This window comes from Micromonospora sp. U21 (assembly GCF_018070045.1).
Lineage (GTDB): Bacteria > Actinomycetota > Actinomycetes > Mycobacteriales > Micromonosporaceae > Micromonospora.
The window spans coordinates 85468-112291 of sequence record NZ_JAGPYK010000004.1; the positions used below are offsets into that span (position 1 = coordinate 85468).

Annotated in this window: 25 protein-coding genes; 18 read left to right on the top strand and 7 right to left on the bottom strand. The window is 73.9% G+C overall.

Features of this window, described 5'->3' with window-relative positions:
• Positions 1-252 precede the first annotated feature (252 nt).
• Positions 253-600, top strand: coding sequence for a hypothetical protein (locus tag KBX63_RS06775; RefSeq protein ID WP_210909487.1), 348 nt, complete (start codon positions 253-255; stop codon positions 598-600).
• Positions 597-1004, top strand: a complete 408-nt coding sequence (locus KBX63_RS06780; protein WP_210909489.1) for a hypothetical protein — start codon at positions 597-599, stop codon at positions 1002-1004. Before KBX63_RS06775 ends, KBX63_RS06780 begins: the two co-directional genes overlap by 4 nt.
• 85 nt (positions 1005-1089) lie before the next feature.
• Here KBX63_RS06780 and KBX63_RS06785 read toward each other — a convergent pair whose 3' ends face one another.
• The 3 genes from KBX63_RS06785 to KBX63_RS06795 all read right to left on the bottom strand — a co-directional run bounded on the left by KBX63_RS06785 (position 1090) and on the right by KBX63_RS06795 (position 3633).
• Complete coding sequence (locus KBX63_RS06785) at positions 1090-1914, bottom strand: ABC transporter permease (RefSeq protein WP_210909491.1); 825 nt, start codon at positions 1912-1914, stop codon at positions 1090-1092.
• Positions 1911-2846, bottom strand: a complete 936-nt coding sequence (locus KBX63_RS06790) for an ABC transporter ATP-binding protein (RefSeq protein ID WP_210909494.1) — start codon at positions 2844-2846, stop codon at positions 1911-1913. The genes KBX63_RS06785 and KBX63_RS06790 overlap by 4 nt, the downstream gene beginning before the upstream one ends.
• A gap of 139 nt (positions 2847-2985) precedes the next feature.
• Entirely contained in the window at positions 2986-3633 is a 648-nt protein-coding gene (locus tag KBX63_RS06795) for a hypothetical protein (RefSeq protein ID WP_210909497.1), read from the bottom strand.
• A 151-nt stretch (positions 3634-3784) separates the two neighbouring features.
• Here KBX63_RS06795 and KBX63_RS06800 point away from each other — a divergent pair, with 151 nt between their 5' ends.
• The 9 genes from KBX63_RS06800 (at position 3785) to KBX63_RS06840 (ending at position 13175) form a co-directional block, all read left to right on the top strand.
• Positions 3785-4564, top strand: a complete 780-nt coding sequence (locus tag KBX63_RS06800; RefSeq protein ID WP_210909500.1) for a GNAT family N-acetyltransferase — start codon at positions 3785-3787, stop codon at positions 4562-4564.
• On the top strand, positions 4561-5499 hold the full coding sequence (locus KBX63_RS06805) for a 1-acyl-sn-glycerol-3-phosphate acyltransferase (RefSeq protein ID WP_210909502.1): 939 nt from the start codon (positions 4561-4563) through the stop codon (positions 5497-5499). Before KBX63_RS06800 ends, KBX63_RS06805 begins: the two co-directional genes overlap by 4 nt.
• A gap of 180 nt (positions 5500-5679) precedes the next feature.
• Positions 5680-6504 (top strand): DUF4097 family beta strand repeat-containing protein, encoded by an 825-nt coding sequence (locus KBX63_RS06810; protein WP_210909514.1) that lies wholly within the window; start codon positions 5680-5682, stop codon positions 6502-6504.
• A complete protein-coding gene (locus tag KBX63_RS06815; RefSeq protein WP_210909516.1) occupies positions 6501-7112 on the top strand; it encodes a PadR family transcriptional regulator in 612 nt (203 codons plus the stop codon). The genes KBX63_RS06810 and KBX63_RS06815 overlap by 4 nt, the downstream gene beginning before the upstream one ends.
• 97 nt (positions 7113-7209) lie before the next feature.
• Positions 7210-7911: a response regulator transcription factor gene (locus KBX63_RS06820; protein ID WP_030336721.1), complete on the top strand. Its 702-nt coding sequence runs from the start codon at positions 7210-7212 to the stop codon at positions 7909-7911.
• Entirely contained in the window at positions 7908-9464 is a 1557-nt protein-coding gene (locus tag KBX63_RS06825) for a HAMP domain-containing sensor histidine kinase (RefSeq protein ID WP_210909519.1), read from the top strand. Before KBX63_RS06820 ends, KBX63_RS06825 begins: the two co-directional genes overlap by 4 nt.
• A 63-nt stretch (positions 9465-9527) precedes the next feature.
• Positions 9528-11111: a trypsin-like peptidase domain-containing protein gene (locus tag KBX63_RS06830; protein ID WP_210909522.1), complete on the top strand. Its 1584-nt coding sequence runs from the start codon at positions 9528-9530 to the stop codon at positions 11109-11111.
• Between the two features lie 179 nt (positions 11112-11290).
• Positions 11291-11962, top strand: coding sequence for a BON domain-containing protein (locus KBX63_RS06835; RefSeq protein WP_210909524.1), 672 nt, complete (start codon positions 11291-11293; stop codon positions 11960-11962).
• A 157-nt stretch (positions 11963-12119) separates the two neighbouring features.
• Complete coding sequence (locus tag KBX63_RS06840) at positions 12120-13175, top strand: glycosyltransferase family 4 protein (protein ID WP_247661885.1); 1056 nt, start codon at positions 12120-12122, stop codon at positions 13173-13175.
• Between the two features lie 21 nt (positions 13176-13196).
• On the opposite strand, the gene KBX63_RS06845 is transcribed toward KBX63_RS06840, so the two are convergent.
• Positions 13197-14654 (bottom strand): serine/threonine-protein kinase, encoded by a 1458-nt coding sequence (locus tag KBX63_RS06845; RefSeq protein ID WP_210909529.1) that lies wholly within the window; start codon positions 14652-14654, stop codon positions 13197-13199.
• Between the two features lie 163 nt (positions 14655-14817).
• Here KBX63_RS06845 and KBX63_RS06850 point away from each other — a divergent pair, with 163 nt between their 5' ends.
• The 7 genes from KBX63_RS06850 (at position 14818) to KBX63_RS06880 (ending at position 23343) form a co-directional block, all read left to right on the top strand.
• Positions 14818-15651, top strand: a complete 834-nt coding sequence (locus KBX63_RS06850) for a patatin-like phospholipase family protein (RefSeq protein WP_210909531.1) — start codon at positions 14818-14820, stop codon at positions 15649-15651.
• On the top strand, positions 15651-16667 hold the full coding sequence (locus KBX63_RS06855; RefSeq protein WP_210909534.1) for a 1-acyl-sn-glycerol-3-phosphate acyltransferase: 1017 nt from the start codon (positions 15651-15653) through the stop codon (positions 16665-16667). The genes KBX63_RS06850 and KBX63_RS06855 overlap by 1 nt, the downstream gene beginning before the upstream one ends.
• A gap of 9 nt (positions 16668-16676) precedes the next feature.
• Entirely contained in the window at positions 16677-16997 is a 321-nt protein-coding gene (cutA, locus tag KBX63_RS06860; RefSeq protein WP_089019179.1) for a divalent-cation tolerance protein CutA, read from the top strand.
• A gap of 48 nt (positions 16998-17045) precedes the next feature.
• Positions 17046-20573 carry an SCO7613 C-terminal domain-containing membrane protein gene (locus KBX63_RS06865; RefSeq protein WP_210909537.1) on the top strand — a complete coding sequence of 1176 codons (3528 nt, stop codon included), beginning with the start codon at positions 17046-17048 and terminating at the stop codon, positions 20571-20573.
• A 135-nt stretch (positions 20574-20708) separates the two neighbouring features.
• A complete protein-coding gene (locus KBX63_RS06870; protein ID WP_210909540.1) occupies positions 20709-21761 on the top strand; it encodes an acyl-CoA desaturase in 1053 nt (350 codons plus the stop codon).
• 140 nt (positions 21762-21901) lie between these two features.
• Positions 21902-22195, top strand: coding sequence for a 4a-hydroxytetrahydrobiopterin dehydratase (locus tag KBX63_RS06875; RefSeq protein ID WP_210909542.1), 294 nt, complete (start codon positions 21902-21904; stop codon positions 22193-22195).
• Positions 22192-23343 carry an FHA domain-containing protein gene (locus KBX63_RS06880; protein WP_210909544.1) on the top strand — a complete coding sequence of 384 codons (1152 nt, stop codon included), beginning with the start codon at positions 22192-22194 and terminating at the stop codon, positions 23341-23343. Before KBX63_RS06875 ends, KBX63_RS06880 begins: the two co-directional genes overlap by 4 nt.
• A 144-nt stretch (positions 23344-23487) precedes the next feature.
• Here KBX63_RS06880 and rocD read toward each other — a convergent pair whose 3' ends face one another.
• The 3 genes from rocD to KBX63_RS06895 form a co-directional block, all read right to left on the bottom strand.
• Positions 23488-24702: an ornithine--oxo-acid transaminase gene (gene rocD, locus KBX63_RS06885; RefSeq protein ID WP_210910151.1), complete on the bottom strand. Its 1215-nt coding sequence runs from the start codon at positions 24700-24702 to the stop codon at positions 23488-23490.
• Entirely contained in the window at positions 24702-25517 is an 816-nt protein-coding gene (gene ddaH / locus KBX63_RS06890) for a dimethylargininase (RefSeq protein WP_199723515.1), read from the bottom strand. Before ddaH ends, rocD begins: the two co-directional genes overlap by 1 nt.
• Positions 25518-25868: 351 nt before the next feature.
• Positions 25869-26588, bottom strand: a complete 720-nt coding sequence (locus KBX63_RS06895; protein ID WP_307871639.1) for a DMT family transporter — start codon at positions 26586-26588, stop codon at positions 25869-25871.
• Positions 26589-26824: the final 236 nt, after the last annotated feature.

Genomic DNA, 26824 nt, shown 5'->3' on the forward strand with positions numbered 1-26824 from the left:
CACGCGGGTTTGTGTGTCACGCGGTGTCCGTCGCGCCCGGTTCGGAGCACGGACAGGACGGCTCCCAGGCTACGCCGTACGGATCCCGCAGGCATTTCCGCCTCGGCCGCGTGGTCCGTTTCACAGAAGATGCCAGAAGTTCAGCAAGTGCTGCGGGTCCGTTCGGTGGCTGCTAGGGCGTGGGCGGCCAGCGCCGGCGATTGAGTACGGGTACGGATGTCCGCCCGGCCACTCCTCGACAGGATCGGCCGCATGGATGGCACGGGGGCACGGGAGCGGTACGGCAGGAGCATGGCGGTCGCGTTCGGCTGGTACGCCACGGCGATCGCGGCGGTGGTGGTGGGTACGACCAGCGTGCCGAGTGCACCACGCCAGGACTGTTCGGCGATGTTCAGTTGTCTCTCTCCGCTGGAGTCGCTGGCGCTGGCCGGGCTGGTCTGGGGTGGGCCGGTGCTCGTCGGGTTGCTGATCGTCACGGCGGTGGTCAACGCGCTGGTCGTCCGCCATGTCTCCTCGGTGGTGCTGGCCGGCACCGTGTCCGTGGCGGTCACCGCGCCGGTCTGCGCCGTCGTGGCCGCCATCTACCTGGGCCGCTCATGAAGCGGCTCGGCCTGGGCGGGCTCTTCTTCGGCTGGCTCTACGGGGTGCCGTTCCTGCTCCTGGTGGGCCTGATCCGGCGGACGTCGACGCCGTACACACCGACGCACGACGCGGCGCGGGCGTTCGGCGCGACCACCAACGCCCTGCTGACCGCCGGGCTCGTGCTGAACGCCGTGCTGCCGCTGGCCGGTCTGCTGCTCGCCGGGTGGGCGGGGGAGCGGGGCTGGCGGCGGCACTTCGGCTGGGCGCTCGGCGGGATGGCGCTGCTCTACCTGGCGGTGGCGCTCGCCGGCAGCATGGCGACCAGCACCCTGGTCGGCCACACCCCGGCCGACGATGAGCCGGACCCGCCGGTCGGATACTGCGTCCCGATCAGCGGCGGCCGGGGCTGCCCGGGCGGCTGAGCGGGCACGGGGACCAGAGCGGGGAATTGCGAGAACGCGGCACCCGGGGTGGCGGCCGAGCCGCCGCCACCCCGGGACCGTCCGGTCAGGAGATGTCGCGCCGGCGCATCAGCAGGGTGCCGACCACGCCGGTGATCACCGCGTACCCGATCAGCACGGCGGCGCCGGCCCAGCGCGGCGGGTTGCCGGGGATGTCCGCCCCGGTGACCATCAGCGACGAGGCGAGCGACGGCACCAGCAGTTGCAGGTTGTTGATCCAGTCGCCCCAGCGGGCGGCCAGGATGCTGATCACCACGATGGCGCCGATCGAGCCACCCAGGTAGAGCAGGATGCCGGTCACGGTCGCGCCGATCTGGCTGCGGATCAGTACCCCGATGCCGACGCCGAACACCCCCCAGAGCAGGTATGCGAGCAGGTTCAACCCGATCGCTCGCCAGGCCGCGTCGTTGCCCAGCTGTGAGCCCACTCCGACCGCGTTCAGCACCGCCGCGCCGGCGATCAGGTTGAGCGCGGTGGTGAACAGCCAGAACAGCAGCGCCAACACACTCGCCGCGGCCAGCTTGGCGCTCATCACGGCGGTGCGGTGCGGCGTGGTGAGGAACGTGGTGGTCACCGTCTGATGGAAGAACTCGCTGGTCACCACGATGATGCCGAGCAGCATCACGATCAGCAGGCCGAAGAACTGCCCGGTGGTGAACAGGTTCGACGAGAGCGCGTCCGGGCTGGCCGCGGCCGCCAGGGTGTCGACCTGGTCGGCTGGCACGTCGCCGAGGTTCCCGCTCGTCAGGGCGTCGGCCTGCAACCAGTTGATGAGCAGGGTGAGCGCCCACAGCGGCAGGCTGATGAGCGCGAAGATCCACCAGGTGTTGGTGGTACGGATCTTGAGCAGTTCGGCTCGGACCAGGTTCATCGGATGCCCGCCTTTCCGGCCGTCAGCTCCAGGAAGACCCGTTCCAGGTCGGGCCGTTCGGTGGTCAGTTCGTGCAGCTCGACCCCGGCGGCCAGGGCAGCCCGGCCGATCGTCGGGGCGTCCACGCCGCCGACCAGGAGGACGCCCTGCTCGTCGGTGTCGACGGTGGCCGACTGCGCCTTCAGCGCGGCGGTCAGCGCCTCGACGTGCGGGGTACGGACCCGGACCCGGGCGCTCTGCGCCATCGACCCGAGGACCTGGTCGACCGGCCCCTGGCGGACCAGCTGCCCGGCCGCGATGATCACCACGTCGTCGGCGAGCAGCTGCATCTCCGACAGCAGGTGGCTGGAGACCAGCACGGTGCGGCCCTCGTGGGCGAGGTTCTTGAGGAACCCCCGCATCCACCGGATGCCCTCCGGGTCGAGCCCGTTGGCCGGCTCGTCCAGGATCAGTACCCGGGGGTCGCCGAGCATCGCGGCGGCGATGCCGAGCCGCTGCTTCATGCCCAGCGAGTAGCCCTTGAACTTGCGCTTCGCCGCCGGGGTCAACCCGACCAGGGCCAGCGCCTCGTCGGCCCGCTGCTTGGGCAGCCCGGCCGCCGCGCAGATCACCCGCAGGTGGTTGATGCCGGTGCGGCCCTTGTGCGCGCTGGACGCCTCCAGGATCGCGCCGACGTGCCGCAGCGGGTCCGAGAGATCGGCGTACCGGTGGCCGCTGATGGTGGCCGTGCCGGCGGTCGGCGTGACCAGGTTCAGCAGCATGCGCAGCGTGGTGGTCTTGCCGGCGCCGTTCGGGCCGAGGAAGCCGGTCACCCGCCCCGGCGCCACGGTGAAGGACAGGTTGTTCACCGCCCGGACGTTCTTGTACTGCTTCGTCAGACCGGACACCTGGATCTGACCGTCGCTGGTGGGGCTTGGCTGCCCGTCAGTCATCGTTCTCCTCCCGTGTGGCGTCGAGGTACGCCGTGGCACAGCGTGACGGCCCCGAGCAACAAGGTCAATCAGGCGCGATCCGTACGCCGTGGTCCGTCTCGGGGCGGAGGCGGCTCCTCCCTGCGGACGACCGAGCGGGTCAGCGGGCGATCCAGGTGGCCCGGGCCGCGCCGATCAGCGTGCCGTCCGGTCCGTACAGGCTGGTGTGCACGAGGGCCTTGCGCCCATCGGCGCGGATCAGTGCACCGGTCACCACGCACTCGTCGCCCGGTGACGGCAGCGCGGTGACCACGGCGGCGATCCGGCCCAGCAGGTACGGGCGACCGGGCGCGAGCACCGCCCAGCCGCCCGGACAGTCCAGCGCCGCCCAGACCGTGGCATCGCTGACCTGCGCTGGCGCCCGGAACGGCGCGGCGGTCCGGCCGTCCGGCAGGCGGCCAGGAAAGATCCGCAACCCGTCGGCCCGGTGCGGGCCGCAGACGTAGCAGTCGGGGAACGGGTGCTCGACCAGGCCGGGGTAGCGTGTCGCGGCGTCGGTCGCGGTGTCCCGGTCGACCGGCGGTACGACGGCGTCCACCGCCCCGGCCGGGCGCACCTCGGCCACCAGTTCGCCGGCCGGGTCACGGACCTCGCCGTCGACCATTCTCAGCGCCGTCTCCAGCGGTGGTGGCCGGCGCAGCGTCACCTCGACCGGGCCGGGTCCGTCCGCCGCGGCGGCGAAGATTCCGGCGCTCCAGCCGCCGTTGCCGGAGCCGGACGGCCCGTTGTAGCGGGACTCGATGCGCATCGTCGACCTCCGGTGGGGCGTGCCGGCGCCGTCGCCGGGTCCGTCCGGCAGCCTCGCACGGCCGCTGTCGGGCGCATCCGCCGGCCGGCGTTCACCCGATCGACACCGGTGGTCACCGCCGATGGCAACCCGGGGCACCTACACAGATCCCATGGCCGTTCTGCATGCCGCTGGCGCACCCCTGACGACCAGCGGATACACCCTGCTGATCGCCGACGACCCGACCCAGGTCGCGGCCGCGCAACGCCTGCGTCACGAGGTGTTCGCCACCGAGCTCGGCGCCACCCTCCGCCCGGGCGAGGCCGGGCTGGACGTGGACCCCTTCGACGCCCACTGCGACCACCTGATCGTCCGCCAGGAGAGCACCGGCGAGGTGGTCGGTACGTACCGGCTGCTGCCGCCGGGCCGCACCAACCGTCGGTACGCCGAGGCCGAGTTCGACCTCGGCGCGCTCGACCCGCTCCGCGACGACCTGGTCGAGGCGGGCCGGTCCTGCGTGCACCCGGACCACCGCTCGGGCGCGGTGATCAACCTGATGTGGGCCGGCATCACCAGGTACCTGCACCTGCGTGGCTCACGCTGGCTCGGCGGCTGCGCCTCCGTGCCGGTGGCCGACGGCGGGCGGGCGGCGGCCGAGGTGTGGGCGCAGGCCCAGGCCCGGCACCTCGCGCCGCCTCCGCTGCGGGTCCGCCCGCTGCGGCCGTGGTTCGCCGAGTCGGCCGTCGTCGCCGGCCCGGTGGCCGCCGTCGATCCGGTCGGCCGCGCCGCGGTGCCGCCGCTGTTGCGTGGCTACCTCCGGCTCGGCGCGTGGATCTGCGGCGAGCCGTCGTACGACCCCGACTTCGGGGTCGCGGACTTCTACGTGCTCTTCTCGCTGGACCGGATGAACCCGCGCTACCTGCGGCACTTCCTGGGCGGGGCGGAGCGGTGACCGCCGTGCCGCACGACCTCTGGCGGCCCTCGTCCGGCTGCGACGAGGAATGCCTACCGGCGGCCGGCGAGGTGCCGACGGTCCCGGTGGCCCGCCGGGTGCTCCGGTTGGTCGCCGCGGTCGGCATGCTGCTGGCCGGGGCGGGCCTGGTGCTGCTGCTGCCCGTGCTGCCGGCGCCGAAGCGGCAGGCGGCGGTGCGCGGCTGGGCCCGGGGCACCGCGCGCGCCTTCGGCGTCCGGCTGGTGATCCGCGGCCGACTGCCCTGGCGGCGCGCGCTGCTGGTCGCCAACCATGTCTCGTGGCTGGACGTCCTCGCGGTGCTGGCGGTCGCGCCGAGCCGGATGGTGGCGAAGCGGGAGATCCGCTCCTGGCCGGTGGTGGGCCTGCTCGCGGCGGCGGCGGGCACGGTGTTCGTGGACCGGTCCCGGCCACGGGCGCTGCCGGCCACCGTGCGCCGGGTCGCCGACGCGCTGCGCGCCGGCCGGTCGGTCGCGGTCTTTCCGGAGGGTACGACCTGGTGTGCCGGGGACCGCGCGGCCGACTGCCGCCCCGGCGGGGGGTTCCGGCCCGCGACGTTCCAGGCGGCCATCGACACCGGCAGCCCGGTGGTGCCGCTGCGGCTCGTTCACCACTGCGAGGCCACCGGGACGGCCACCACGGCCGCCGCCTTCCTCGGTGCGGACACCCTGCTGCGCTCGGTGGCCCGGGTCGTCGCGGCGCGGGAGCTGGTGGTGACGGTGACGGTCGCTGCCGCACTGCATCCGGCCCGCGACGCCGACCGGCGGTTGCTGGCCCGGGCGGCCGAGTCGGCCGTACACCTGCTGCCCCCGGCGGGTGCCGCGGCGCGGGCCCGGCTTCGTCCGGTGCCCACCATGACTCCGGCCGCTCCCGTGCCGTCGCCGGCCGCCGACCGGGAACTGGACCTGGCGGCCTGAGGGGAGCGGCCGCTCGCTCCAGTGCGCGCGATACCCCTGAGGCATCAATATGACTCAGGGGTATCGCGCTCCTCGGTGCATGCCCGATCCGACTCGCGACAGTCTTGTACAGTCGCGATGTATCGCGTTACTGTTCCCCCATCGGACGCGCGTCGGCGCGTCGACCCAGGGGAGGACTCCATGACCGGATGGACGGTCGACAGCCCACAGCGGCTCACCGTGGACGGCCCGGTCACCCGGCTGGACGTCCGCCTGGTGAGCGGGCGGCTCAACGTGGTCGCCACCGATGGCCCGGCCCGGGTCGACGTCACCCGGGTCGGTCGCCGACCCGTCCTCGTCAGCCACGCCGACGGCCGGCTCACCATCCGTCAGGAGCGCGGCCGGGGCTGGGCGGACGCCCTGCGGTGGATTCGGTCGATCGCGCGGTACCCGCGGGTGGACGTCTCCGTCGCGGTGCCCGCCGACGTCACCGCCGACCTGGGCCTGGTCGCGGGCTCGCTGGTCGCCTCCGGGCTGCGCCGGCAGACGACGGTCGACGTGACCGCCGGCCAGATCACCCTGATGGGGCTGCGTGGCAGCACCTTCGCGAGGATCACCTCGGGGCCGGTGGAGGCGCTCGGCGTGGCCGGCGACCTCAGTCTGGAGACGGTCTCCGGTGAGGTGATCCTCGCCGACAGCGCCGCCGACCGGGTGCGGGCGCAGACCGTCTCGGGAGCCATCACCTGCGACCTGGACAACCCCCGCCGCAGCGAGATCCAACTCACCACCATCTCCGGCAGCATCACCGTCCGGATCCGGGAGGACAGCGACCTCGACGTACGGCTGCACACCGCCTCGGGCCGAATCACCAGCGGGTTTCCCCAGGTGCGCACCTCGACGTTCCCGCTGGCCAACAGCGCGGGGGTGCTCGGCGCCGGCGAGGGTAAGCTCTGGGCGTCCGCGACCTCGGGAAGCATCGCGCTACTCGCCCGGCCGGTGGACGACGACGAGGAGGAGCTGCCGTGACCGCCGTGTTCAGCCACGGCCGGCTCCGGCTCTACCTGCTCAAACTCCTCGACGACGGTCCGAAGCACGGCTATGAGCTGATCCGCCTGCTGGAGGACCGGTTCCTCGGGCTCTACGCGCCCAGCGCCGGCACCATCTACCCCCGCCTCCAACGGCTGGAGGCCGAGGGGCTGGTCAGCCACACCGCCGCCGGAGGCCGCAAGACGTACGGCATCACCGACGCCGGCCGCGACGAACTGCGCCAACGGGCCGGCGAGCTGACCACCCTGGAGGCGGACATCGCCGCCTCGGTGGCGGACCTCTCCACCCTGGCCGGCGAGATCCGCAGCGAGGTGCGCGGCTCGGTGCGCGACCTCAAGCGGGAGCTGAGCGCGGCCGCCCGGCAGACCCGCCGTACCCGGTGGGAGCCTCCGGCCCCGCCGCCCGGTCCGGCGGCGTCGAACGGCCCGCGCGCGGAGCTGCTCGACGAACTCGATCAGCGGTTGGCCGCGTTCACCGTCGAGGTGGGCCGGCTGGCGCGGGCCCGGCAGTTCAGCGACACCCAGCTGCGTACCGCGATCCGGCTGCTCGACGGCGCGTTGGACGGGCTGCGCCGGCTGCTGCGCTGACCGGCGCAGCCGACCCGGTCGGGGGTGGCCGACGACTCACAGGATTTTTGCAGGAAGCATCCAGCGCCGGTGCAGTCAGGTCACCGATGATGGGCACATGCCCGCTACCCAGACCGAGGCGCGACTGCTGGTCGTCGAGGACGACCCGAACATCCTCGAACTGCTCTCCGCGAGCCTGCGCTTCGCGGGCTTCGACGTGGCCACCGCGACCAGCGGCAGCGCGGCCCTGAACGCCGCCAAGGATCACCGGCCCGACCTGGTGGTGCTCGACGTGATGCTGCCGGACCTCGACGGCTTCGAGGTCATCCGGATGCTCCGCGAGGGCGGTACGCGTACCCCGGTGGTCTTCCTGACCGCCCGGGACGCCACCGACGACAAGATCCGCGGGCTGACCCTGGGCGGCGACGACTATGTCACCAAGCCGTTCAGCCTGGAGGAGTTGACCGCGCGGATCCGCGCGGTGCTGCGCCGCACCACCACCGGCGAGCAGGCCCCGTCCCGGCTCACCTTCGCCGACCTGGAGCTGGACGAGGAGACCCACGAGGTGCACCGGGCCGGGCAGCGGGTGCAGCTCTCGCCGACCGAGTTCAAGCTGCTGCGCTACCTGATGCTCAACGCCAACCGGGTGCTGTCCAAGGCGCAGATCCTCGACCACGTCTGGAACTACGACTTCCGTGGCGACGACAACATCGTCGAGTCCTACATCTCGTACCTGCGGCGCAAGGTCGACACCACCCAGCCCCGGCTGATCCACACCCTCCGCGGCGTCGGGTACGTGCTGCGCAAGCCGGCGGCGTGAACGCGGTCCAGCAGGCGAAGGGACGGGTGCGCAGCGTTCCGCTGCGGGTGAAGCTGGTCACCTCGGTGCTCGCGCTGGTCGCCGTCGCGCTTCTGGTGATCAGCTCGCTGACCGCGTACTTCCTCCGCAACTACCTGGAGGGCCAGGTCGACGGGCAGGTCCGGTCGACCGCCCAGGGCCTCGGCCAGCTGCTTCCGATGCTGCGCAGCCGTGAGGTCAACGCGATCCTGCCCAGCGACTACGTCGTAATCGTGGCCGACGAGGAGCGGGTGTACGACCCCCAATACGACACGCGAAACTTCGACCCTGACCAGCTGCCCACGTTTCCCGCCAGCCGCAAGGACTTCGAGGCGGCGGAGGGCGAGCCGCGGACAGTCATCTCACACGATCGCCTCACCCGGTGGCGGGTCTATTACGCGGCTCAACCGGATGGCTCGGTACTGGCCGTGGGTCAGCCGCTGACCGAGGTGGACCGGGCGGTGAAGCAGCTCGTCTGGATAGACCTCCTGGTCGGCGGTGCGGTGTTGATCATGCTGGCCTCGGTCGGCGCGGCGATCGTCCGGACCAGCCTCAAGCCCCTCGTCGAGATCGAACGGACGGCCGCCGCCATCGCCGGAGGTGACCTGACCCGCCGGGTGCCCGACCCGGAGGAGGGACAGGAGCATCCCACCTCCGAGCTGGGCCGGCTCTCCCGCGCGCTCAACGCGATGCTCACCCAGATCGAGGCGGCGTTCACCGCCCGTGCCGCCTCGGAGACCGCGGCGCGCTCGGCCGAGAGCGCCGCCCGGGACGCGGCGTTCGCCGCGCAGGCGTCCGAGGCGCGGGCCCGGCGATCCGAGGAGCGGATGCGGCAGTTCGTCGCGGACGCCTCCCACGAGCTGCGGACCCCGCTGACCACCATTCGTGGCTTCGCCGAGCTGTACCGGCAGGGCGCGGCCCGGGCACCGGAGCAGACCGGCGGCCTGCTGCGCCGGATCGAGGACGAGGCGGCCCGGATGGGGCTGCTGGTGGAGGACCTGCTGCTGCTCGCCCGGCTGGACCGGGAACGGCCGCTCTCGCTGGCCCCGGTGGAGCTGCCGGTACTCGCCTCCGACGCGGTGCACGCCGCCCGGGCGATCGCCCCGGACCGGCGGATCGAGCTGGAGATCGAGCCCGGCTCGGGCCCCCTCGTCGTCTTCGCCGACGACGCGCGGCTGCGTCAGGTGATCGGCAACCTGGTCACCAACGCGCTGACCCACACCCCGCCGGACGCCGAAATCAACCTGCGGTTGCGCGCCGAGCCGGGAAACCTCGCGGTGGTGGAGGTGGCCGACACCGGCCCGGGGCTCTCCCCGGAGCAGGTGGAACGGGTCTTCGAGCGGTTCTACCGGGCCGACGCGGCACGGACCCGGCGGGCGGACGGCAACACCGGCACCGGCCTCGGCCTGGCTATCGTGGCGGCGTTGGTCGCCGCCCACCACGGCACGGTCGAGGTGGTCGAGACTCCGGGCGGTGGCGCCACCTTCCGGGTCCGGCTGCCGCAGGTGCCGCAGGACGACGGCGTCGGCGAATGACTTTTCAGGCAACTTCCAGGACGGTTCCAGGTTGGTCGCAGTGGCCGGGGAGAAGGTAGTTCCATGACCGAGTTCGAGTCCGACCCGCAGCGCCGGCCGGCCCCCACCGACGCCGAGCCGTCGCACCCCACCGCCGAGCTGCCGCGCGACGAGCGCGCGCAGTCCGACTCCCCGACCACCCCTGTCCCGGTCGTCTCGACCACCGACGACGCGGCGACCGCCGCCAACCCGATGGTGCCCGCCGAGCCCACCGTGCCTGCGGGATACGCAGGCCAGCAGGCCAGCGCGCCGCCGGCCGCCGGGCACCCGACCGGGTACGAGCCACCCGCCGGCACCCACTCCGCGCCGCCGTACCCGGTCTCCGGCCAGCCGGCGCCCGGCCAGCCGGGCTACTCGCAGCCGACCGCCGCCCGGTACCCCGGCGCGCCCTGGTACCCCGGACAGCAGTCCGGCTGGGCCGGCGGGGGCCAGCCGGGCGTGGCGTACCAGCAGCACCCGGGCCACCAGCAGCACCCGGGCCACCAGCAGCACCCGGGGCAGCCGGTTCCGCCCTGGGGCCCGCAGGCCACGCCGCCCGGCACCGGGCCCCGACCCGGCCGGATCGCCAAGTTCGCCGGCGCAGGCGTCGCGGTGTTCGCCCTCATGCTCGGCTCTGGTGTGGTCGGCGGCGCGCTCGCGCTGGCCCTGGACGGCGACGGTGGCGGCGTCACCCGCACCTACTCCGCGGCTCCGGTCCTCAACAGCGCCGACCTGCCGAAGATCGCCGCCGCTGTGCAGGACAGCGTCGTCTCCATCGCCACCACCAGCGGCGAGGGCTCCGGCGTGGTGCTCAGCGCCGACGGCTACGTGCTCACCAACAACCACGTGGTCGCCTCAGCCGCCGGTGACACGGTGCAGGTGGTCTTCGCCGACGGCAAGAACGCGCAGGCGAAGATCGTCGGGACCGACCCGAAGACCGACCTGGCCGTGGTGAAGGCCAACGGGGTGAGCGGCCTCAAGCCGGCCACCTTCGGCGACAGCGACGGCATGCAGGTCGGCGACCAGGTGCTCGCCCTGGGCAGCCCGCTCGGCCTGCAGGGCTCGGTGACCGCGGGCATCCTCAGCGCGCGGGACCGCACCATCCGAGCCGGCGAGGGCCAGCCGCAGGACCCGAACCAGCAGGGGCAGGCGGTCAGCTCGATCTCCGGTCTGCTCCAGACCGATGCCCCGATCAACCCCGGCAACTCCGGTGGCGCCCTGGTCAACACCCGTGGCGAGGTGATCGGCGTCAACACCGCCATCGCCACCTCCGGCCAGAGCACCGGCAACATCGGCGTCGGGTTCGCGATCCCCAGCAACAAGGCCAAGGACGTCGCGGGCAAGCTCCAGCGCGGCGAGAAGGTCAGTCACCCGTCGCTCGGGGTCGGCGTCAATCAGGCCGAGGGCGGCGGCGCCCTGGTCGCGTCGGTCACGCCGGGCAGTGCCGCCGAGAAGGCCGGCCTCCAGCGGGGCGACGTGATCACCCGGTTCGGTGACAAGGCGGTCAACGACTCCGACGACCTGGTCGGCGCGGTGCAGGCCGGCAAGGTCGGCGATCGGGTCCAGGTGCAGTTCAAGCGCAACGGCGCCGAGAAGACGGCAACCGTGACGCTCGCCGAGACGTCCTGACCGATATCTGAACCTGCCTCCTCCCTCCGGCGGCGGGTGGCGGGGCCAAGGGGGTTGGCTCCGTCACCCGCCGCTCTTTTCCGCCCGGACGGCGGTTCACCCGGATCAGGTGAACCGCCGTCACCCGTACGGCAGGCACATTCGGCAGGCGAGCCGGCGACGTACGGGGGTGGATTGCCATGAGCACGGCGACGGATGTCCGCGACGACCAGCGGATCCAGCGCGACGTTCTGGCCGAGCTGGCCTGGGATGCGCGGCTGCAACCCAACGAGATCGGCGTGACCGTCGACCAGGGTGTGGTCACCCTGACCGGATTCGTGGACGGGGCCGCACGCGGTTGGGCGGCGATCCGCTGCGCGCAGCGGGTCCGCGGGGTCCGGGCGGTGGCCGACGAGATCGAGGTGCGGCTGCCGGGCACACCGGGGCGTACCGACGCCGAGATCGCCATCGCCGCCAGCCGGGCGCTGGAGTGGGACAGCTTCGTGCCGGCCGAACGGCTGGACGTGACCGTGGCCAACGGCTGGCTGATGCTGCGCGGTGAGGTCGAGTTCGGGTGGCAGCGCCGCACCGCCGAGGGCGAACTACGCCGGTTGGACGGCGTGCGGGGGATAACCAACCTGGTCGAGGTGCGTCCGCCGGCGCCACCGGCCGGTGAGCGGCTGCGACGGGACGTCCAGCGCGCGCTGCTGCGCACGATCGGCGCCGATCGGGTGACGGTCGAGGTGGACGGCGACACGCTGGTGCTCGCCGGGGTGGTCCGCTCGTGGTGGGAACGCGACCAGGTCGAGCGGGTGGCCTGGTCCGCGCCGGGGGTGCGGGACGTCCACGACCAGCTGCTGGTCGGCGGGTGACCGTCCGTCCTGTCCGGTTTACCGCCGACGGCACGGGGAAACCGCCGCGGACCATTCCGACCGGCGGCGACACCGGACCGGGGAGCAACGGGGAGGACTCGTGGCCGTGAACCACCCGCCCGCCGCCCGTGCCTCGGAGCGGCCATTGCGCATCGCGATGGTGGTGCCGCCGTGGCTGTCCGTACCGCCGCCCGGATACGGCGGCCTCGAGCAGGTGGTCGCCGGGCTGGTGGACGCGCTGACCGGGCACGGACACGAGGTGACGCTGTTCGGTGCCGGCGGACACCACGGCACCGCCGCCGGCGACTTCGTCTCCACCGTTCCCGAGGTCCAGTACGCGCGACTCGGCGAGTCGTTGCCCGAGCTGGCCCACCTGGCCCGGGTGAATCGGATGATCAACGCAGACGATTTCGACGTGATCCACGACCACACCACGATCGGCCCACTCGTGGCCGGTCGCCGGGCCGTGCCGACGGTGGCGACGGTGCACGGCAACCCGGTCGGGGAGTACGGCGACGTGCTCGGCGAGGTCGACCGCGACGTCGCCCTGGTGGCCATCTCGCACGCCCAGCGCCGGCTCAACCCGGTCCTGCCCTGGGCGGGCACCGTGCACAACGCGCTGGACCTGCGCGGGTTTCCGCGCAAGACCGCACCTGGCCCCGGGCCGGTGCTGTGGCTGGCCCGGTTCAGCCCGGACAAGGGCCCGGACGTCGCCATCCGGGCGTGCCGGGCGGCCGGGCTGCCACTGCTGCTGGCGGGCAAGTGCAACGAGCCGGCCGAACGCCAGTACTACGAGCAGGTCGTCGCCCCGCTGGTCGGCGACGACGTGACCGTCGTGTTCAACGCCGGCCGCGCGGAGACTCTGCGGATGCTGGTCGACGCCCGCTGCCTGATCATGCCGATCCAGTGGGAGGAGCCGTTCGGCATGGTGATGCTGGAGGCGATGGCCACCGGCACTCCGGTGGTCGCCTTCGACCGTGGCGCGGTGCCGGAGCTGGTCCGGCCCGGGGTGACCGGCCTGTTCTGCGAGCGGCCGGAGGAGCTACCCGCGGCGTTGCGGGCGGCGAAGGGGCTGGACCCGGCGGCCTGCGTGGCACACGTCGCGGAGAACTTCTCGATCGAGCGGTTGGCGTACGGCTACGAGGAGATCTTCCGACGTTTCCTCGCCCGCCAGCACGACGTCCGCGAGTCGGTCCGGGTGGCGGCCCGCTGACCGGTGCCGCCGTGGCCCGGATCAGACCCGGGCGGCACCCAGCTCGGCGATGGCGGCGTCCAGCCGCTCCGCGTACGCCGGGCTGAGGCCGCCCTCACCGAGTCGGACCGTGACCTTCTCGCGCAGCCGGGCGACCGGCGGGGTCAGCTCGTTCCGGCCGGAGCCGACCGCGGCGGTCAGGTTACGCAGCTCGTTGCGCAGGTCAAGGCCAACGTCGGCGCGGATCTCCCCGGCGGCCAACCCGGCGCTGATCAGCGCGTCGACCCGGTTGGCGGCCTCCACCAGCGTGCCCGGCCCGGCGGCGGGCGAGCCGGTGCTCCGCCCCGCGGACGGCGTCGCCGCCGGACGGGACGGCCCGGTGCCCGGCGGGCCGCTCGACCCGGTCGGCACCGGCCCGGCAGTGGGCTGCGTCCGCGGTGTCTCCCGCTGCTCGGGCAGCAGGGCCGCGACGGTCAGCGCCACGCCGACCGCCAGGACCGCCGGAATCAGCAGCAGCGCCGGCCGCCGGCGGGACCGGGCCGGCCCGCCATCGTCCGGATCCGGTACGGCTGCTCCGCCGCCCGGTCCCGTCGCCCTTTCGCCGCCGGCCACCGGGACGGGGGTTGCCGGCGGAAGGGCCAGCGTGGGTGCCGCGGTGGTGTCCGCCGGCAGCAGGTGGTCACGCAGCACAGTGGCGACCTGCCGGGCGGTCGGCCGGTCGGCCGGATCCCGGGCCAGGCTGCGCAGGCAGATCCGGGCCACCGTCGGGGGCAGCTCCGGCAGCCCGGCCAGCGTCGGCGGTGGGCCGCTGTCCAGCGCGTCGCTGAGCTGCTCCCAGGTGTCCGCCGGGTAGGGGACCCGCCCGGTCAGGGCCTCGTGCAGCAGCACGCCGAGCGAGTACACGTCGGTCGCGGGCTGGGCGGGCGCGCCGTCGAGCCGTTCCGGAGCCACGTACGCCGGGGTGCCGAACGTGCCGCCGTCCTCGTCCTCGTCGGGAGCGCCGATCCGGGTGGCGATGCCGAAGTCGAGGACCTTGACGCCCACCCAGGTCATCATCACGTTGGCCGGGGTGATGTCCCGGTGCACGATGCCGAGCCGGTGCGCGGCGGCCAGCGCGTCCGCGACCTGCGCGCCGACCTGGACCGCCTCGGCCCACGGCAGCGGACCCTCGGTGAGCCGTAGCTTCAACTCCTCACCGTTGAGGAGCTCCATCACCACGAAGGAGGTGATGGCGCCGTCCGGGGCGACGGTTTCGCCGTAGTCGTGCACCGAGGTCACGTGCGGGTGCACCAGCTGGGCGGCGGCCCGCGCCTCCTCGCGCACCATGTCCCGGAACCGGGCGTCCGCGGCCAGCGACGGTGCGAGTACCTTGAGCGCGACGACGCGGTCCAGCACCTCGTCCCGGGCGCGCCAGATGACCGACATGCCGCCGGCGCCGATCTGGTCGAGAAGCCGGTACCTGCGGTCCAGCAACCGGCCCGGATGCAGTGCTGCCTTCACGGATCGCACCTGCCTCGGGGTGGGAGCGGTATCAGGTTGCGCGAATGTCTCCCGACTGTCAACGGTCGTCACTGCCCGCCACCGATCCGCGGCGGGTGGGTGCGTCCACCACCGCGCGGCGGTGGCCGACCGGTCGGCGCAGGCCCGTGCCAGGATGGGTGGCATGGCGGGGGGACCGGTGGCGTTCGTACTCGGGGGCGGGGGAGTGCTCGGCGCGGTCGAGGTGGGCATGTTGCGTGCCCTGTTCCGCGCCGGGATCCAACCCGACATGGTGCTCGGCACCTCGATCGGCGCGGTCAACGGCGCGCTGGTCGCGGCCGACCCGTCGGAGGCGGTGACCGACCGGCTGGTCCGGCTCTGGGCATCGCCGGAGGCCAGCGAGGTGTACGGCGACTCGGTCGCGCGGCAGCTGCGCCGCTTCGCCGCCCGGACCCACCTGCACTCGCCCCGGCCGCTTCGCCGCCTGCTCGAATCCGAGCTGGGGGTGGACACCACCTTCGCCGACCTGCGGGTGCCGTTCCGCTGCTGCGCCGCGCACATCGAGCGGGCCGCCGAGCACTGGTTCGACAGCGGCCCGGTGGTGCCCGCCGTGCTGGCATCGGCCTCGGTGCCGGGCCTGCTCCCGCCCACCGAGATCGACGGTGCGCACTATGTGGACGGTGGCATCGTCAACTCCATCCCGATCGGCGAGGCGGTGGCGGTGGGCGCCACCCAGATCTTCGTTCTCCAGGTGGGCCGGATCGAACGGGAGCTGACGCCGCCCCGGCGGCCGTGGGAGATCGCGCAGGTCGCGTTCGAGATCTCCCGCCGGCACCGGTTCTTCCGGGAGCTGGCCGCGCTGCCCGCAGGGGTGGAGGTGCACGTCCTGCCGACCGGGGGGCTGAATCCGCGCGACGACACCCCGTGGGCGTACCGCGACATGGCCGCGGTGGGGCGGCGGATCAGCCGCGCGTACACCGCCTCCCGGCGCTACATCGCGACCCACGTGGAGCGGTGATGCCGCTGCCGCCCAGGTGGCTGCGCCGGTTGCTGCTCGCCCCCGGCGTGGTGCTGCTCGCGGTCACCGTGGTGACCACCCTGCCGATCTGGGCGTTGCTCGCCGCGGCCGCCTCCCCGCTGGTCCCGGGCCGGTTGCGCCCGCTGCGGCTGTTCTGGATCGGCTGCGTCTACCTGGTCTGGGACGCCGTCGCGCTGCTCGCGCTCTTCGTGCTCTGGGTCGCCTCCGGCTTCGGCTGGCGGAGCCGGTCGCCGGCCTTCCAGCGTGCGCACTACCTGCTGGCCGGCTGGTTCCTGCGGGTGCTGTTCTGGCAGGCACGCTGGACGCTGCGGCTGCGCATCGACGTGGTCGGCACCGACCCGGACACCGCGCTGCCCGGTCGGCCCGAGTTGGTGCTCTGCCGGCACGCCGGGCCGGGTGACTCGTTCATCCTGATCCACGGGCTGGTCAACTGGTTCAACCGGGAGCCCCGGATCGTGCTCAAGGACAGCCTCCAGTGGGACCCGGCGATCGATGTGCTGCTCAACCGGCTGCCCAACCGGTTCATCGCGCCGACGCCGGAGCGCGGCGAGGAGACGGTGCGCCAGGTCGGGCACCTGGCAACCGGCCTGGACGACAACGACGCATTCGTGATCTTCCCGGAGGGCGGCAACTTCACCCCCAAGCGCCGGCTGCGTGCCATCGCCCGGCTGCGCTCCCTCGGGCTGGAGCGGATGGCGCTGCGCGCGGAGCGGATGCGGCACGTGCTCGCCCCACAGCCCGGCGGGATGCTCGCCGCGCTGGACGCCGCCCCGGACGCCGGGGTCATCTTCGTCGCCCACACCGGGCTGGACCGGATGCTCACCGTCGCCGACGTGTGGCGGGAACTGCCGATGGACAAGCGGATCGTGATGCGGTTCTGGTCGGTGCCGCCGGAGGACGTACCGACCGGACGGCAGGAACGCATCGACTGGCTCTACGACTGGTGGGCGATGATCGACGCCTGGATCGCGGCCAATCGGGACGGCGCCGCGTAGGGTGCGGGCGTGGACCAGATCTGCGTGGTGACAACGGTGGTGGATGCGCGTTCGGTCGCCGACGTGCTGGCGGCCGCGGCCGTCGCCGGACGGCTCGCCGCCTGCGCCCAGGTCGGTGGCCAGGTGGACAGCACCTACTGGTGGCGGTCCGGGGTGGAGACCAGCACCGAGTGGTCGGTGCAGTTCAAGACCGCACCCGACCGGCTCTCCGCGCTCGTGGACCAGATCCGGGCCAGCCACCCGTACGAGGTTCCGGAGATTCTGGTGTCCAGAGTGGAGAGTGGCGACCCCGGCTACGCCACCTGGGTGCACGAGCACACCCGTCCCTGAGTACGCGCACTCTGGGCCGCGCCCCGGTGGGGCTTCCAGAATGACCGCGTGGATGACACCGGCTATCCCTGCCCCGCCTGCGGTGCCCCGGCCGACCTGAGCGCCGGTTGCGCCGGCTGCCGCCGCCCGCCTGATCCGATCGCCGCCGAGGTGGTCCGGCTCGGCCGGGAGGTCGCGCGGCTCGGACCGGAGGTGGAGCGGGCCCGCCGGACGTACGCCGAGCTGGCCGGGCGGCTCGCGGCCAGTTCCCGGCGGCGGGACGAGTTGGCCGCGATCGTTCGCGCCGGGTTGGCCGCGTCCGTCACGGGGCGTCCGGCGTCGTTCACGGGGCCGGGGACGCCCAGCGGCTCGGGGGTGCTCAACGAGCCGGGGTTGCCGGCGCCGGGCGCGGCGGAGACGTCGACCCGGACGGTCCAGGGCCTGCTCTTCGTCCTCGGTGGACTCCTGCTGGGCACGGCGGCGGTGGTCTTCACCGCGGTGGCCTGGGCGGCGGTGGGGGTCGGTGGACGGGCGCTGATCCTGGCGGCGGTCACCGCGCTCGCCCTGGCCGCACCGCTGCTGGCGGTCCGCCGAGGGCTGCGCGGCACGGCGGAGACGTTCGCCGCGGTGGGGCTGCTGCTGGTGGTGCTGGACGGCTACGCGGCCTGGTCGGTGGACCTGGCCGGTGTGGCCGGCTGGCCGGGCAGCAGGTACGCCGCGCTGGTCGGGGGGGCCAGCGCGGCGGTCGCCGCGGCCTACGCCCGGTGGAGCCGGTTGACCGGGCCCTGGTTCGCGGCGCTGCTGGCCGCCCAGCCGGTGCTGCCGCTGCTCGCCGTGGAGGCGCGGCCGGGTCCGGGTGGCTGGGCGCTGGTCCTGCTCGGGGTGGCGCTGCTCGACCTGGCCGTGCTGGCCGGGCTGAGAAACGGGGGAGGGCGAGCCCGGCTGACCGGCCGGGTGCTGGCCGGGGTCGGGCACGTCGCCGCGTTGGTCGGTGCCGCCGGGTGCGCCCTGGTGCCGCTGCTGCTCGGCCGGGCGGCCGATTCACCGCTGCTGGCCGGGGTGCCGATGGTGCTGGTCGCGCTGACCGGGCTCGGCGCGGCCGGGCTGGTCGGCGGACGGGCGCTGCGGGCGGTGGCCGCCGGGCTGCTGGTGCCGGTGCTCGCCGCCGCGCTGCTGCGCCCGGTGGCCGAGCTGCGGCCGTCGTTGCTGCTGGTCGCGGCGGCCACGGCGGCTCTCGGGCTGGCCGGCGCGGTACGGCTGCTGCCGGTCGGCTGGCGGACCGGCCCGCGCGCCGGGGCGCTGCTGGTCGCGGCGGGGACCGCGCAGATCGCGGTGCTGATCACCGGCGGGCTGGCGGTCGCCGCCGCCGGCCGGTCGCTGCCGCCCTGGCAGGGTGCCTCGACGGGGCCGGAGCTGGACTGGGGCTGGCAGCTGGCCCCCGCGCTGGCGTTGGCGCTCGGCGCGACAGCCCTCCTGCTGCCCCGGGACGCGCGGATGCCGCTCGCCACGGCCGGCGCGGCGGCCGTGCTGCTCGCCCTGCCCGCCGGCTGGACGGCCGCCTGGCCGGCCGTGGTGGCCGTGGACCTTCTCGGCGGGGTCGTGCTGCTGCTCGCCGTGCTGGCCCGACCGGCGCTCCGGCCGACCACGCTGTGCGCCGGGGCGCTCGGCGGCGCCGTCCTGCTCGGGCACGGCCTGCTGGTGGCCATGGCCGCTCCAGCCGGTGCCCTGGTGGCGCTCGGGACGGTCACCGTGCTCGGCCTGGCGCTGGCCGTGCGGCGGGCCGCCGGGTCGTCCCGGCGGGTGGCCGGCACGGGCCTGCTGGTCGCGCAGGTCGCGCTGCCCGGGGTCGCCGCGGTGGCGCTGTTCACCGCGGGCGCGCCGCCCTGGTGGCAGGCCCGGGCCGCGCTGGCCGCCGCGGTCCTGCCGCTGGTCGCGCTGCTCGCGACGCGTCGCCACCGAGTGGAGCTGACCGGGTACGCGGTGAGCGGTGCCGTGTTCGCGGTGAGCGTGCCCGGGCTGGCGCCGCTGGTCGTGGTGGGGAACGAGCCGCTCGCGCCGTACGCCGCGCTGGCGGCGCTGGGCGTCGCGCTCGCCGCCCGCTGGGACCTGCCGGTGACCGACGATCAGCCGGACGGGTCGGAGGAGCAGGCCACCGCGGGGGCGCCGGTAGCCGGCGACCACGAGCCGGACGGGTCGGGGACCCCGGCGGGAGCGCCGATGACCGGTCGCTCCGGCCTGCTGGCGGTGGCCGGCGTCGTGCTGACGGCGGTCGCCGTGCTGGCGGCGTTGCCGGCGCTGCTGACCGCGCTCACCACGCCGTACGGCAGCCGGGGTCCGGCCTGGTCGAAAGTTCCCACGGTCGTCGCCGACCCGACGGCGCTGCCCGGGGCGCTGGCGCTGGTCGTGCTGGCGGTGGCCGCCGTGCTGGCGGTTCGGGGGGTCCGTCCGCCGCTGCTGCGCGCGCTGCCGTTCGGCGCGGCCGCGCTGCCGGTGCTGCTCGTCGCGGTCGGCGCGCCCTGGCCGGTGCTGCCGGCCGCCGTCCTGCTCGCCGGGGTTGCCGCGCTGCTGCTCGCCGCGCTGGCCGTGCCCCGCCCGGCGCTCGCGCCGATCGCCGTGCCGGTGGGGGTGGTGCTGACCGCCAGCGGCGTGGCGGGGCTGCTGGTCACCCGGGCCGGCACCCTTGCCGCCGAGGGCGTCCTGCTGGTGGCGGCGGTGGTCGTCGCCGTCGGAGCGCGGAACGTCGAGGTGCGCGTCACCGGTTGCCTCGCCGCGGTGGGCGCGGCGTCGGCGCTGGCGGTGACCGCCCCGCTCGCCGGAGGGCTGCCGCTCCGGGCGGCGGCGTACCCGCTGTTGGCGGTGGCCGCGCTGGTCCTGGCGGTCGCCGCCGCGACCAACCCGCCGGAGTCGGCCCGCGGGAGTTCGTCGGCACGGGCCTGGGTCGGGCGGGTGCTGGATGCTGCCGCGCAGGCGGTGGCGCTGGTGGCGGTACTGCTCGCCGTCGAGGTGGCGCGGCACATCGCGACCATCTGCGTGCTCTGGGGTGTCGCCGTCGCGCTGCGGCTGCTGCGCCGGGGGGAGCCGGTCGCCCGGCGGTGGTCGTTCGCCGCCATCGCCGGCGGCAGCGAGTTGCTCGGGGCGTGGGTGCTGCTGGCAGCCGGCGGGGTGACCGTGCTGGAGGCGTACACCCTGCCGGCCGCGGCGCTCGCCCTTGGCGCGGGCCTGCTGGCACTGCGCACCCGGCCCGGCCTGACCAGCTGGCCGGCGCTCGGCCCGGGGCTGGTCGCGGCGCTGCTGCCGAGCCTGGTGTCGGTGCTGGCCGGGCCGGACCCGCAGCCGTGGCGGCGGCTGCTGCTCGGCGTGGCGGCGCTGGGCGCGGTGCTGGCCGGCGCCACCCGCCGCTGGCAGGCGCCGGTGCTGCTCGGCGGCGGGGCTCTGGCGGTGCTGGCGCTGCACGAGCTGGCCCGTGGCTGGGACCTGCTGCCCCGGTGGATCTATCTGGGCGCCGGCGGGCTGGCGTTGATCGGGCTCGCCGCGAGCTACGAGCGGCGGCGGCGCGACCTGGCCCGGCTGCGCGACGTGGTGGCCCGGCTGGGCTGAGCCGAACCGGGGGTAGGGCTCGCCCTACCCCCCATTCGGGGGTTGTCAGGGTTACTCAAAGCAACCCATACCGGGAGAGTTGACAGTGAGCCCGGGCCACCCCGGTACGGGCGTGAGCGGGAACGGGAGCAGTCCATGGCGCTCGGAGCGGTGGCGGAACCGCCGGTACGACGGCGAGGCAGTGACTACGCACAGTTGTCCCGACGGATCAGCCAGGCGGGCCTGCTGGAGCGGCGTCCCGGCTGGTACGTCGCCCGCATCCTGCTCACCCTCGGCGCCTTCGTGGCCGGCTGGGTCGCCGTGTTCCTCGTCGGTGACTCCTGGTGGCAGCTGCCGCTCGCGGCCGTGATGGCCGTGGCCACGACCCAGGTCGCGTTCCTCGGTCACGACGCCGGGCACCGCCAGATGTTCCGTCGACGCGGTCCGAGCGAGCTGGTGGGGCTGTTCGCCGGCAACGTGGCGGTGGGGATCAGCTACGGCTGGTGGGTCGACAAGCACAACCGGCACCACGCCAACCCGAACCACGAGGACGAGGACCCGGACGTCGGCGCCGGGGCCCTGGTGTGGACGCCGGAGCAGGCGCTGGAGACCAGAGGGTTCGGCCGCTGGATGGCCAAGCGGCAGGCGTACTTCTTCTTCCCGATGCTGCTGCTCGAGGGGCTGAGCCTGCACGTGGCGAGCATCCGGGCGATCGTCGGCCGGGGACCGGACGGCCGGTACAGCACCCCGATGCGGCACCGGGCGGTCGAGGCGGGTCTGCTCCTCGCGCACACCGCCGGTTACGTGGCGCTGCTGCTGGCGGTCATGTCGCCGGGGAAGGCGCTGCTCTTCGCCACCGTGCACCAGGCCCTGTGGGGCCTCTACATGGGCTGTGCGTTCGCGCCGAACCACAAGGGCATGCCGATGCCGACCGCTGAGGACGAGCTGGACTTCCTGCGCAAGCAGGTGCTGACGTCCCGCAACGTGCGGGGCAGCCGGTTCGTGGACACCGCGCTCGGTGGGCTCAACTACCAGATCGAGCACCACCTGTTCCCGAACATGCCCCGGGCCAACCTGCGCCGGGCCCAGCCGATCGTCCGCGCCTACTGCGCCGAGCAGGACATCCCGTACGCCGAGACCGGGCTGGTCGAGTCGTACCGGCAGGCCCTCGGCCACCTGCACGAGGTGGGCCAGCCGCTGCGCGGCTGAGCACCTGGGCCGCTGCGTGGCTGCGAACGTAGGTGGCGGGGGCGGTGCCGTAGGGCATCGCCCCCGCTTCGTCGTGCCTGGCCGACCGACACCCGCCACCGCTGGTCGATACCGCTCGCCGGTCCCGGTAGGGTCGGCCCATGGCAGACCTGCTCACCGCGGAAGCGGTGCGAGACGACCTGGGCGGGCTGACGGGCTGGTCGGGCGACGGCACCGGGATCACCCGCACGGTGGAGCTGCCCAGCTTCCCGGCGGCCATCGCGGTGGTCGACCGGGTGGCCGGGGCGGCCGAGGAGCTGGACCACCATCCCGACATCGACATCCGCTGGCGCACGCTGACCTTCCACTGCGTCACCCACTCGGCCGGCGGGGTCACCCACCGCGACATCGACCTCGCCCGGCGGATCGACGAGATCATCCGGAGCGCCCGATGAGGTTCGAGATCAGCAAGGTGCTGGACGCCATCGAGGGCCGGGTCTGCACGGACCCGTCGCTGGTCAGGGCGGTGCTCGACCTGGCCGAGGTGATCCGCTACCAGGACATCGACGGCGGCCGGCCGGCCAGCCTGCTGCGGCTCGGCATGGTCATCGACGCGCTCTCCCGTGAGCTGGAGGAGGACAGCGTCCAGGTGTACGCGGTGGTGCACCGGGCACTGCTCTCCGACGCCGACCTCACGTCCAACGAGCGGATGGTGGTCCGCCGCTGGGCCGACGACGGGCTCGTCGAGGTGCTCGACAACCCGGGCGACCGGATGCTGGAGGTCGCCGACCTGCTCGGGCTGCCGGTGCTCAGCCGGGTCCGCTTCGACGGGCTGCGCGGGCGGTTCCCGTGGCTGGTCGAGCAGCCTGGTCGGTTGCTCGCCCCAGTGCCCGGCGCCGGCGGACCGGCGTTCATCGCGCACGTCGGCGGCGGGCACTCGCCGGTTGCCGGCACCCGCTCACCAACCGGAGCGAAGCTGCTGGCCCGCCAGTGGCGCTGCCCCGAGCCGGGCTGCGCGCTCTTCGGTGGCGGTGGTGGGGGCGGCGCGTTCGCCGACCTCGCCCGGGTGGAGCGCAGCCCGGCCGGGCAGCCGCCGCCCGCGCTGCGCGGTGGCGTACCGACCTGCCCTCGGCACGGCGTACGGCTCGGCGACGGCGGCCCCCGGCCGCGTACGGAGGTGCTCGCGGTACGCGTCGGCGGCCTGGTCCGGCGGCGGTTCGTCCTCAGCGAGGAGCAGCCGGTGGTGGCCGGCCGGGCTCCGGACCAGGAGGGCGGGATCATGCTCGGGCAGTGGCTCAACGACGAGGCCCGACGGTGGATCAGCCGTGGCCACGTCCGCTTCGAGCTGCGGGTCGGCGAGGTCATCGTGACCGACGTCAGCACCAACGGCTCCGGCATCCGGCCGGCCGGCTCGATGGCCGAGGCGGACCGTATCGCCCTGGCCCCGCAGCAGTCCCGGGTGCTGGGTGAGGGCGACATGGTCGAGCTCTACCCCGGCGTGCAGATCGGCCGGGCCGAGGAGCTGCCCGCCGGTGCTCCGTTCACCCCCACCTCGGTGATGGCCGAGGCCCCCACCATGGCGATGCGCCTCCCCCGCGCCTGACGCCCCCGCCCGCCCCCGCCCCCGCCTTGTCGATCTAGGGCATATCGTCGCTGGCTGATCTACAACCACGACGATATGCCCTAGATCAACGGGGGCAGGGGACGGGGGCGGGACGGGGCGGGGGACGGGACGGGGGTGGGTGGTTTAGGCGGCGAGTACGGCTGCGAGCTGAGCCACCGCTAGGTCGATCTCCTCTTCGGTGATCACCAGCGGCGGGGCGAGCCGGATGGTGGAGCCGTGCGTGTCCTTGGCGAGCACGCCGCGCTCGGCGAGCCGCTCACACGCCTCCCGCCCGCTCATCAGCGCCGGGTCGATGTCCAGACCGGCCCAGAGACCGCGGACGCGTACCCCGACCAGGCCCTTGCCGACCAGCCCGTCCAGACCGGCCCGCAGCCGCTCGCCCAGCTCGGCCGAGCGACGCTGGAACTCGCCGGTGGCCAGCAGCCGGACCACCTCGATCGCCACCGCGCAGGCCAGCGGGTTGCCGCCGAAGGTGGAGCCGTGCTGGCCGGGCTTGAGCACGCCGAGCACGTCGGAGTTCGCGGCCACCGCGGAGACCGGCACGATGCCGCCGCCGAGCGCCTTGCCCAGCAGGTACATGTCCGGCACGACGCCTTCGTGGTCACAGGCGAAGGTCGCACCGGTACGCCCGAGGCCGGACTGGATCTCGTCGGCGATGAAGAGCACGTTGCGCTCGGTGCACACCTGGCGCACGCCCGGCAGGTAACCCTCCGGCGGCACCACCACGCCCTGCTCGCCCTGGATCGGCTCCAGCAGCACGGCCACGGTGTTCTCGTCGATCGCGGCGGCCAGCGCCTCCAGATCGCCGTACGGGACCACGGTGAAGCCCGGGGTGTACGGCCCGAAGTCGACGCGGGCGTCCTCGTCGGTGGAGAAGCTCACGATGGTGGTGGTCCGGCCGTGGAAGTTGCCCTCGGCCACCACGATGTTGGCCTGATCGGCGGCCACGCCCTTGACCTGGTAGCCCCACTTGCGGGCCACCTTGATCCCGGTCTCCACCGCCTCGGCGCCGGTGTTCATCGGCAGCACCAGGTCCTTGCCGCACAGCTCGGCCAGCTCCCGGCAGAAGTCGGCGAACTGGTCGTGGATGAAGGCCCGGCTGGTCAGCGTCAGCCGGTCCAGTTGGGCGTGCGCGGCGGCGATCAGCTGCGGGTGCCGATGGCCGAAGTTGAGCGCGGAGTAGCCGGCCAGGCAGTCCAGGTAACGGCGGCCGTCCACGTCGGTGAGCCAGGCGCCCTCCGCCGAGGAGATCACCACCGGCAGCGGGTGGTAGTTGTGCGCCGTCCAGCGCTCGGCGTCCCGGACCGCTCCCGGCGTCCGCAGGATGTCATCCACGATCACTTGCTTGCCTTTCCCTGACGGAGTCGCAGCGTGCAACACTTCGGTCCGCCGCCGGCCTTACGCAGCTCGGACAGGTCGACACCGATGGTCTCGTAGCCCCGGTCGCGCAGCTTGGCGGCCAGGTCGGTGGCCTGCGCGGGCAGCACCACGTGCCGCCCGTCGCTGACCGCGTTCAGCCCCAGCACCTCGGCGTCGGCCATGGTGGCGTGCACGGCGTCGGGGAAGAGCCGGCGCAGCACGGCCTGGCTGCCGGGGGAGAACGCCTCGGGCAGGTACGCCACGGTCCGCTCGTCGAGCACGGTCAGCGCGGTGTCCAGGTGGTAGAAGCGCGGATCGACCAGCTGCATGGTGATCACCGGGTAGCCGAAGACCTCCTGCAACTGGGCGTGCGAGGCGTGCGCGGTGCGGAAGCCGGTGCCGGCCAGCAGGTGGTCGCCGGCCAGCAGGACGTCGCCCTCGCCCTCGTTGACGTGCTTCGGGTCGTACATCTCGAAGCCGGCGGCCTCGAACCAGGCCCGGTAGGCCGGGGCCTCGTCGGCGCGCTGCGGGTCGCGGAACTGCACGGCCATCGCCTTGCCGTCGATCACGGTGCCGCCGTTGGCGGCGAAGACCATGTCGGGCAGGCCGGGCACCGGAGTGATCTCCTCGACGGTGTGGCCCAGGTCGCGGTACGTCTGGCGCAGCTGCTCCCACTGCCGGACGGCCAGCGCGGCGTCGACCGGCGCGCTCGGGTCCATCCAGGGGTTGATCGCGTAGTCGACGGCGAAGTACGTCGGCCGGCACATCAACAGGCGCTGGCTGGTGGCGTCCATCGTCATTGTGGTGCTCCCAGGGTCGGGCGCGCCCGGCCACCGTGGCCCACGGGCTGGCGCCGTTGCTCAACGTTATGCGGCGTGAGCGGCAGGAACCACCACCGACACTTGCGCGGACCGAACATTCGTTGCGTATGGCTGGCCCGCTGCTGCGATTCGTTGCGTGAGCGGCCGGTCGGGCCCTGGAAACGCGTCGGGGCCCCGGTGAACCGGGCCCCGGATGCACTTCAGGGGCGGCGAACCGCCGCCCCTGAAAGGGTGTTGCCCGGCCGATGAACCACCGGAGAGTTCGGGCTGCCGGCGAGCCGCCGGCTTTCGCCGGTGCACCACCGGCGAGCGGGACAGTGCCCGCTAGAAACGATCGACAAACTGTGAGTCGAGCCACTCCCGGAACCGCTGCACCCAGTCGCCGTCGGTGGTCGGCCAGTCGAACTGACCGGTCATCGCCAGCACGCCGAGCACCACCGCGGCCAGCCCGATCAGCACGCCGAACAGGGCGTCGGTCTTGCCGGCGATGTGCCGGCGGCGGGTGGCGACCAGGCCGAGCACGGCGAGCACCGCGCCGAAGGCGCCGAGCCCGATGCCGTACCCGGCCAGGGTGCCGGTCAGCACGAAGAGCGCGCCGACGACCGCGACGATCAGGCCGAGGGTGGCGAGCAGGCTGGCCCGCGGCTTCGGGCCGCGTGTCACCGGCGGCTCCGGCGCGGTGCGCTCGGGGGTCGGGTCGACCGTCCGGTCGGTCGCGACCCGGTCCGTCGTGTCGGGTCGCCGGGTCGTGCTGTCCAGGTCGGCGTCCCGTTCGGCGGTGCGCCCCATGGCCGGGGCGGTGGTGGACCGGGGCTCGCCGGCCTGCTCCGATGGCGCGGCGGCGCTGCGGAACGTCGTCTGGTCGGCGTCCCGGTCGGTGACCACCGGGCGGTCGGCGACGTCGTCCGACCGGCCGGTGTCGGTGACCGCCGAGTTCTCCCGGTCGCTGACCGGGGTGTCGCGGCCGTCAACGCGGCCGTCGAGGTTCTCGTCCCGCGTCGGTGCCGGCTCGGACCGGCGGGACAGCGAAGGAATCCTGACCACAACACACCTCCTGATGAATGCGTGGTGGCCGACGGAAAGGGTGGCATCCACGCGGTACCGCCCTGAAGTACCCGCCTGGGTGTTTCCTGACACCAGTACCGGGTACGGCCGTTGATCCGCAGGGCATGAGTCGGAATGGCTTTGGAGCTGAATCGTTGACGACATCAGCGGATGACTCGTCTGTGACATCAGCTCCACAGCCCGTCGCGCAGTGCCCGCAACCCGGCCTGCTGCAC

What these genes read in the sequence shown, in the direction of transcription:
- KBX63_RS06775 (WP_210909487.1), top strand. Translation starts at nt 253, where the DNA reads ATGGATGGCACGGGGGCACGGGAGCGGTACGGCAGGAGCATGGCGGTC.
- KBX63_RS06780 (WP_210909489.1), top strand. Translation starts at nt 597, where the DNA reads ATGAAGCGGCTCGGCCTGGGCGGGCTCTTCTTCGGCTGGCTCTACGGG.
- KBX63_RS06785 (WP_210909491.1), bottom strand. Translation starts at nt 1,914, where the DNA reads ATGAACCTGGTCCGAGCCGAACTGCTCAAGATCCGTACCACCAACACC.
- KBX63_RS06790 (WP_210909494.1), bottom strand. Translation starts at nt 2,846, where the DNA reads ATGACTGACGGGCAGCCAAGCCCCACCAGCGACGGTCAGATCCAGGTG.
- KBX63_RS06795 (WP_210909497.1), bottom strand. Translation starts at nt 3,633, where the DNA reads ATGCGCATCGAGTCCCGCTACAACGGGCCGTCCGGCTCCGGCAACGGC.
- KBX63_RS06800 (WP_210909500.1), top strand. Translation starts at nt 3,785, where the DNA reads ATGGCCGTTCTGCATGCCGCTGGCGCACCCCTGACGACCAGCGGATAC.
- KBX63_RS06810 (WP_210909514.1), top strand. Translation starts at nt 5,680, where the DNA reads ATGACCGGATGGACGGTCGACAGCCCACAGCGGCTCACCGTGGACGGC.
- KBX63_RS06820 (WP_030336721.1), top strand. Translation starts at nt 7,210, where the DNA reads ATGCCCGCTACCCAGACCGAGGCGCGACTGCTGGTCGTCGAGGACGAC.
- KBX63_RS06830 (WP_210909522.1), top strand. Translation starts at nt 9,528, where the DNA reads ATGACCGAGTTCGAGTCCGACCCGCAGCGCCGGCCGGCCCCCACCGAC.
- KBX63_RS06835 (WP_210909524.1), top strand. Translation starts at nt 11,291, where the DNA reads ATGAGCACGGCGACGGATGTCCGCGACGACCAGCGGATCCAGCGCGAC.
- KBX63_RS06840 (WP_247661885.1), top strand. Translation starts at nt 12,120, where the DNA reads ATGGTGGTGCCGCCGTGGCTGTCCGTACCGCCGCCCGGATACGGCGGC.
- KBX63_RS06850 (WP_210909531.1), top strand. Translation starts at nt 14,818, where the DNA reads ATGGCGGGGGGACCGGTGGCGTTCGTACTCGGGGGCGGGGGAGTGCTC.
- KBX63_RS06855 (WP_210909534.1), top strand. Translation starts at nt 15,651, where the DNA reads ATGCCGCTGCCGCCCAGGTGGCTGCGCCGGTTGCTGCTCGCCCCCGGC.
- KBX63_RS06870 (WP_210909540.1), top strand. Translation starts at nt 20,709, where the DNA reads ATGGCGCTCGGAGCGGTGGCGGAACCGCCGGTACGACGGCGAGGCAGT.
- KBX63_RS06875 (WP_210909542.1), top strand. Translation starts at nt 21,902, where the DNA reads ATGGCAGACCTGCTCACCGCGGAAGCGGTGCGAGACGACCTGGGCGGG.
- KBX63_RS06880 (WP_210909544.1), top strand. Translation starts at nt 22,192, where the DNA reads ATGAGGTTCGAGATCAGCAAGGTGCTGGACGCCATCGAGGGCCGGGTC.
- ddaH (WP_199723515.1), bottom strand. Translation starts at nt 25,517, where the DNA reads ATGGACGCCACCAGCCAGCGCCTGTTGATGTGCCGGCCGACGTACTTC.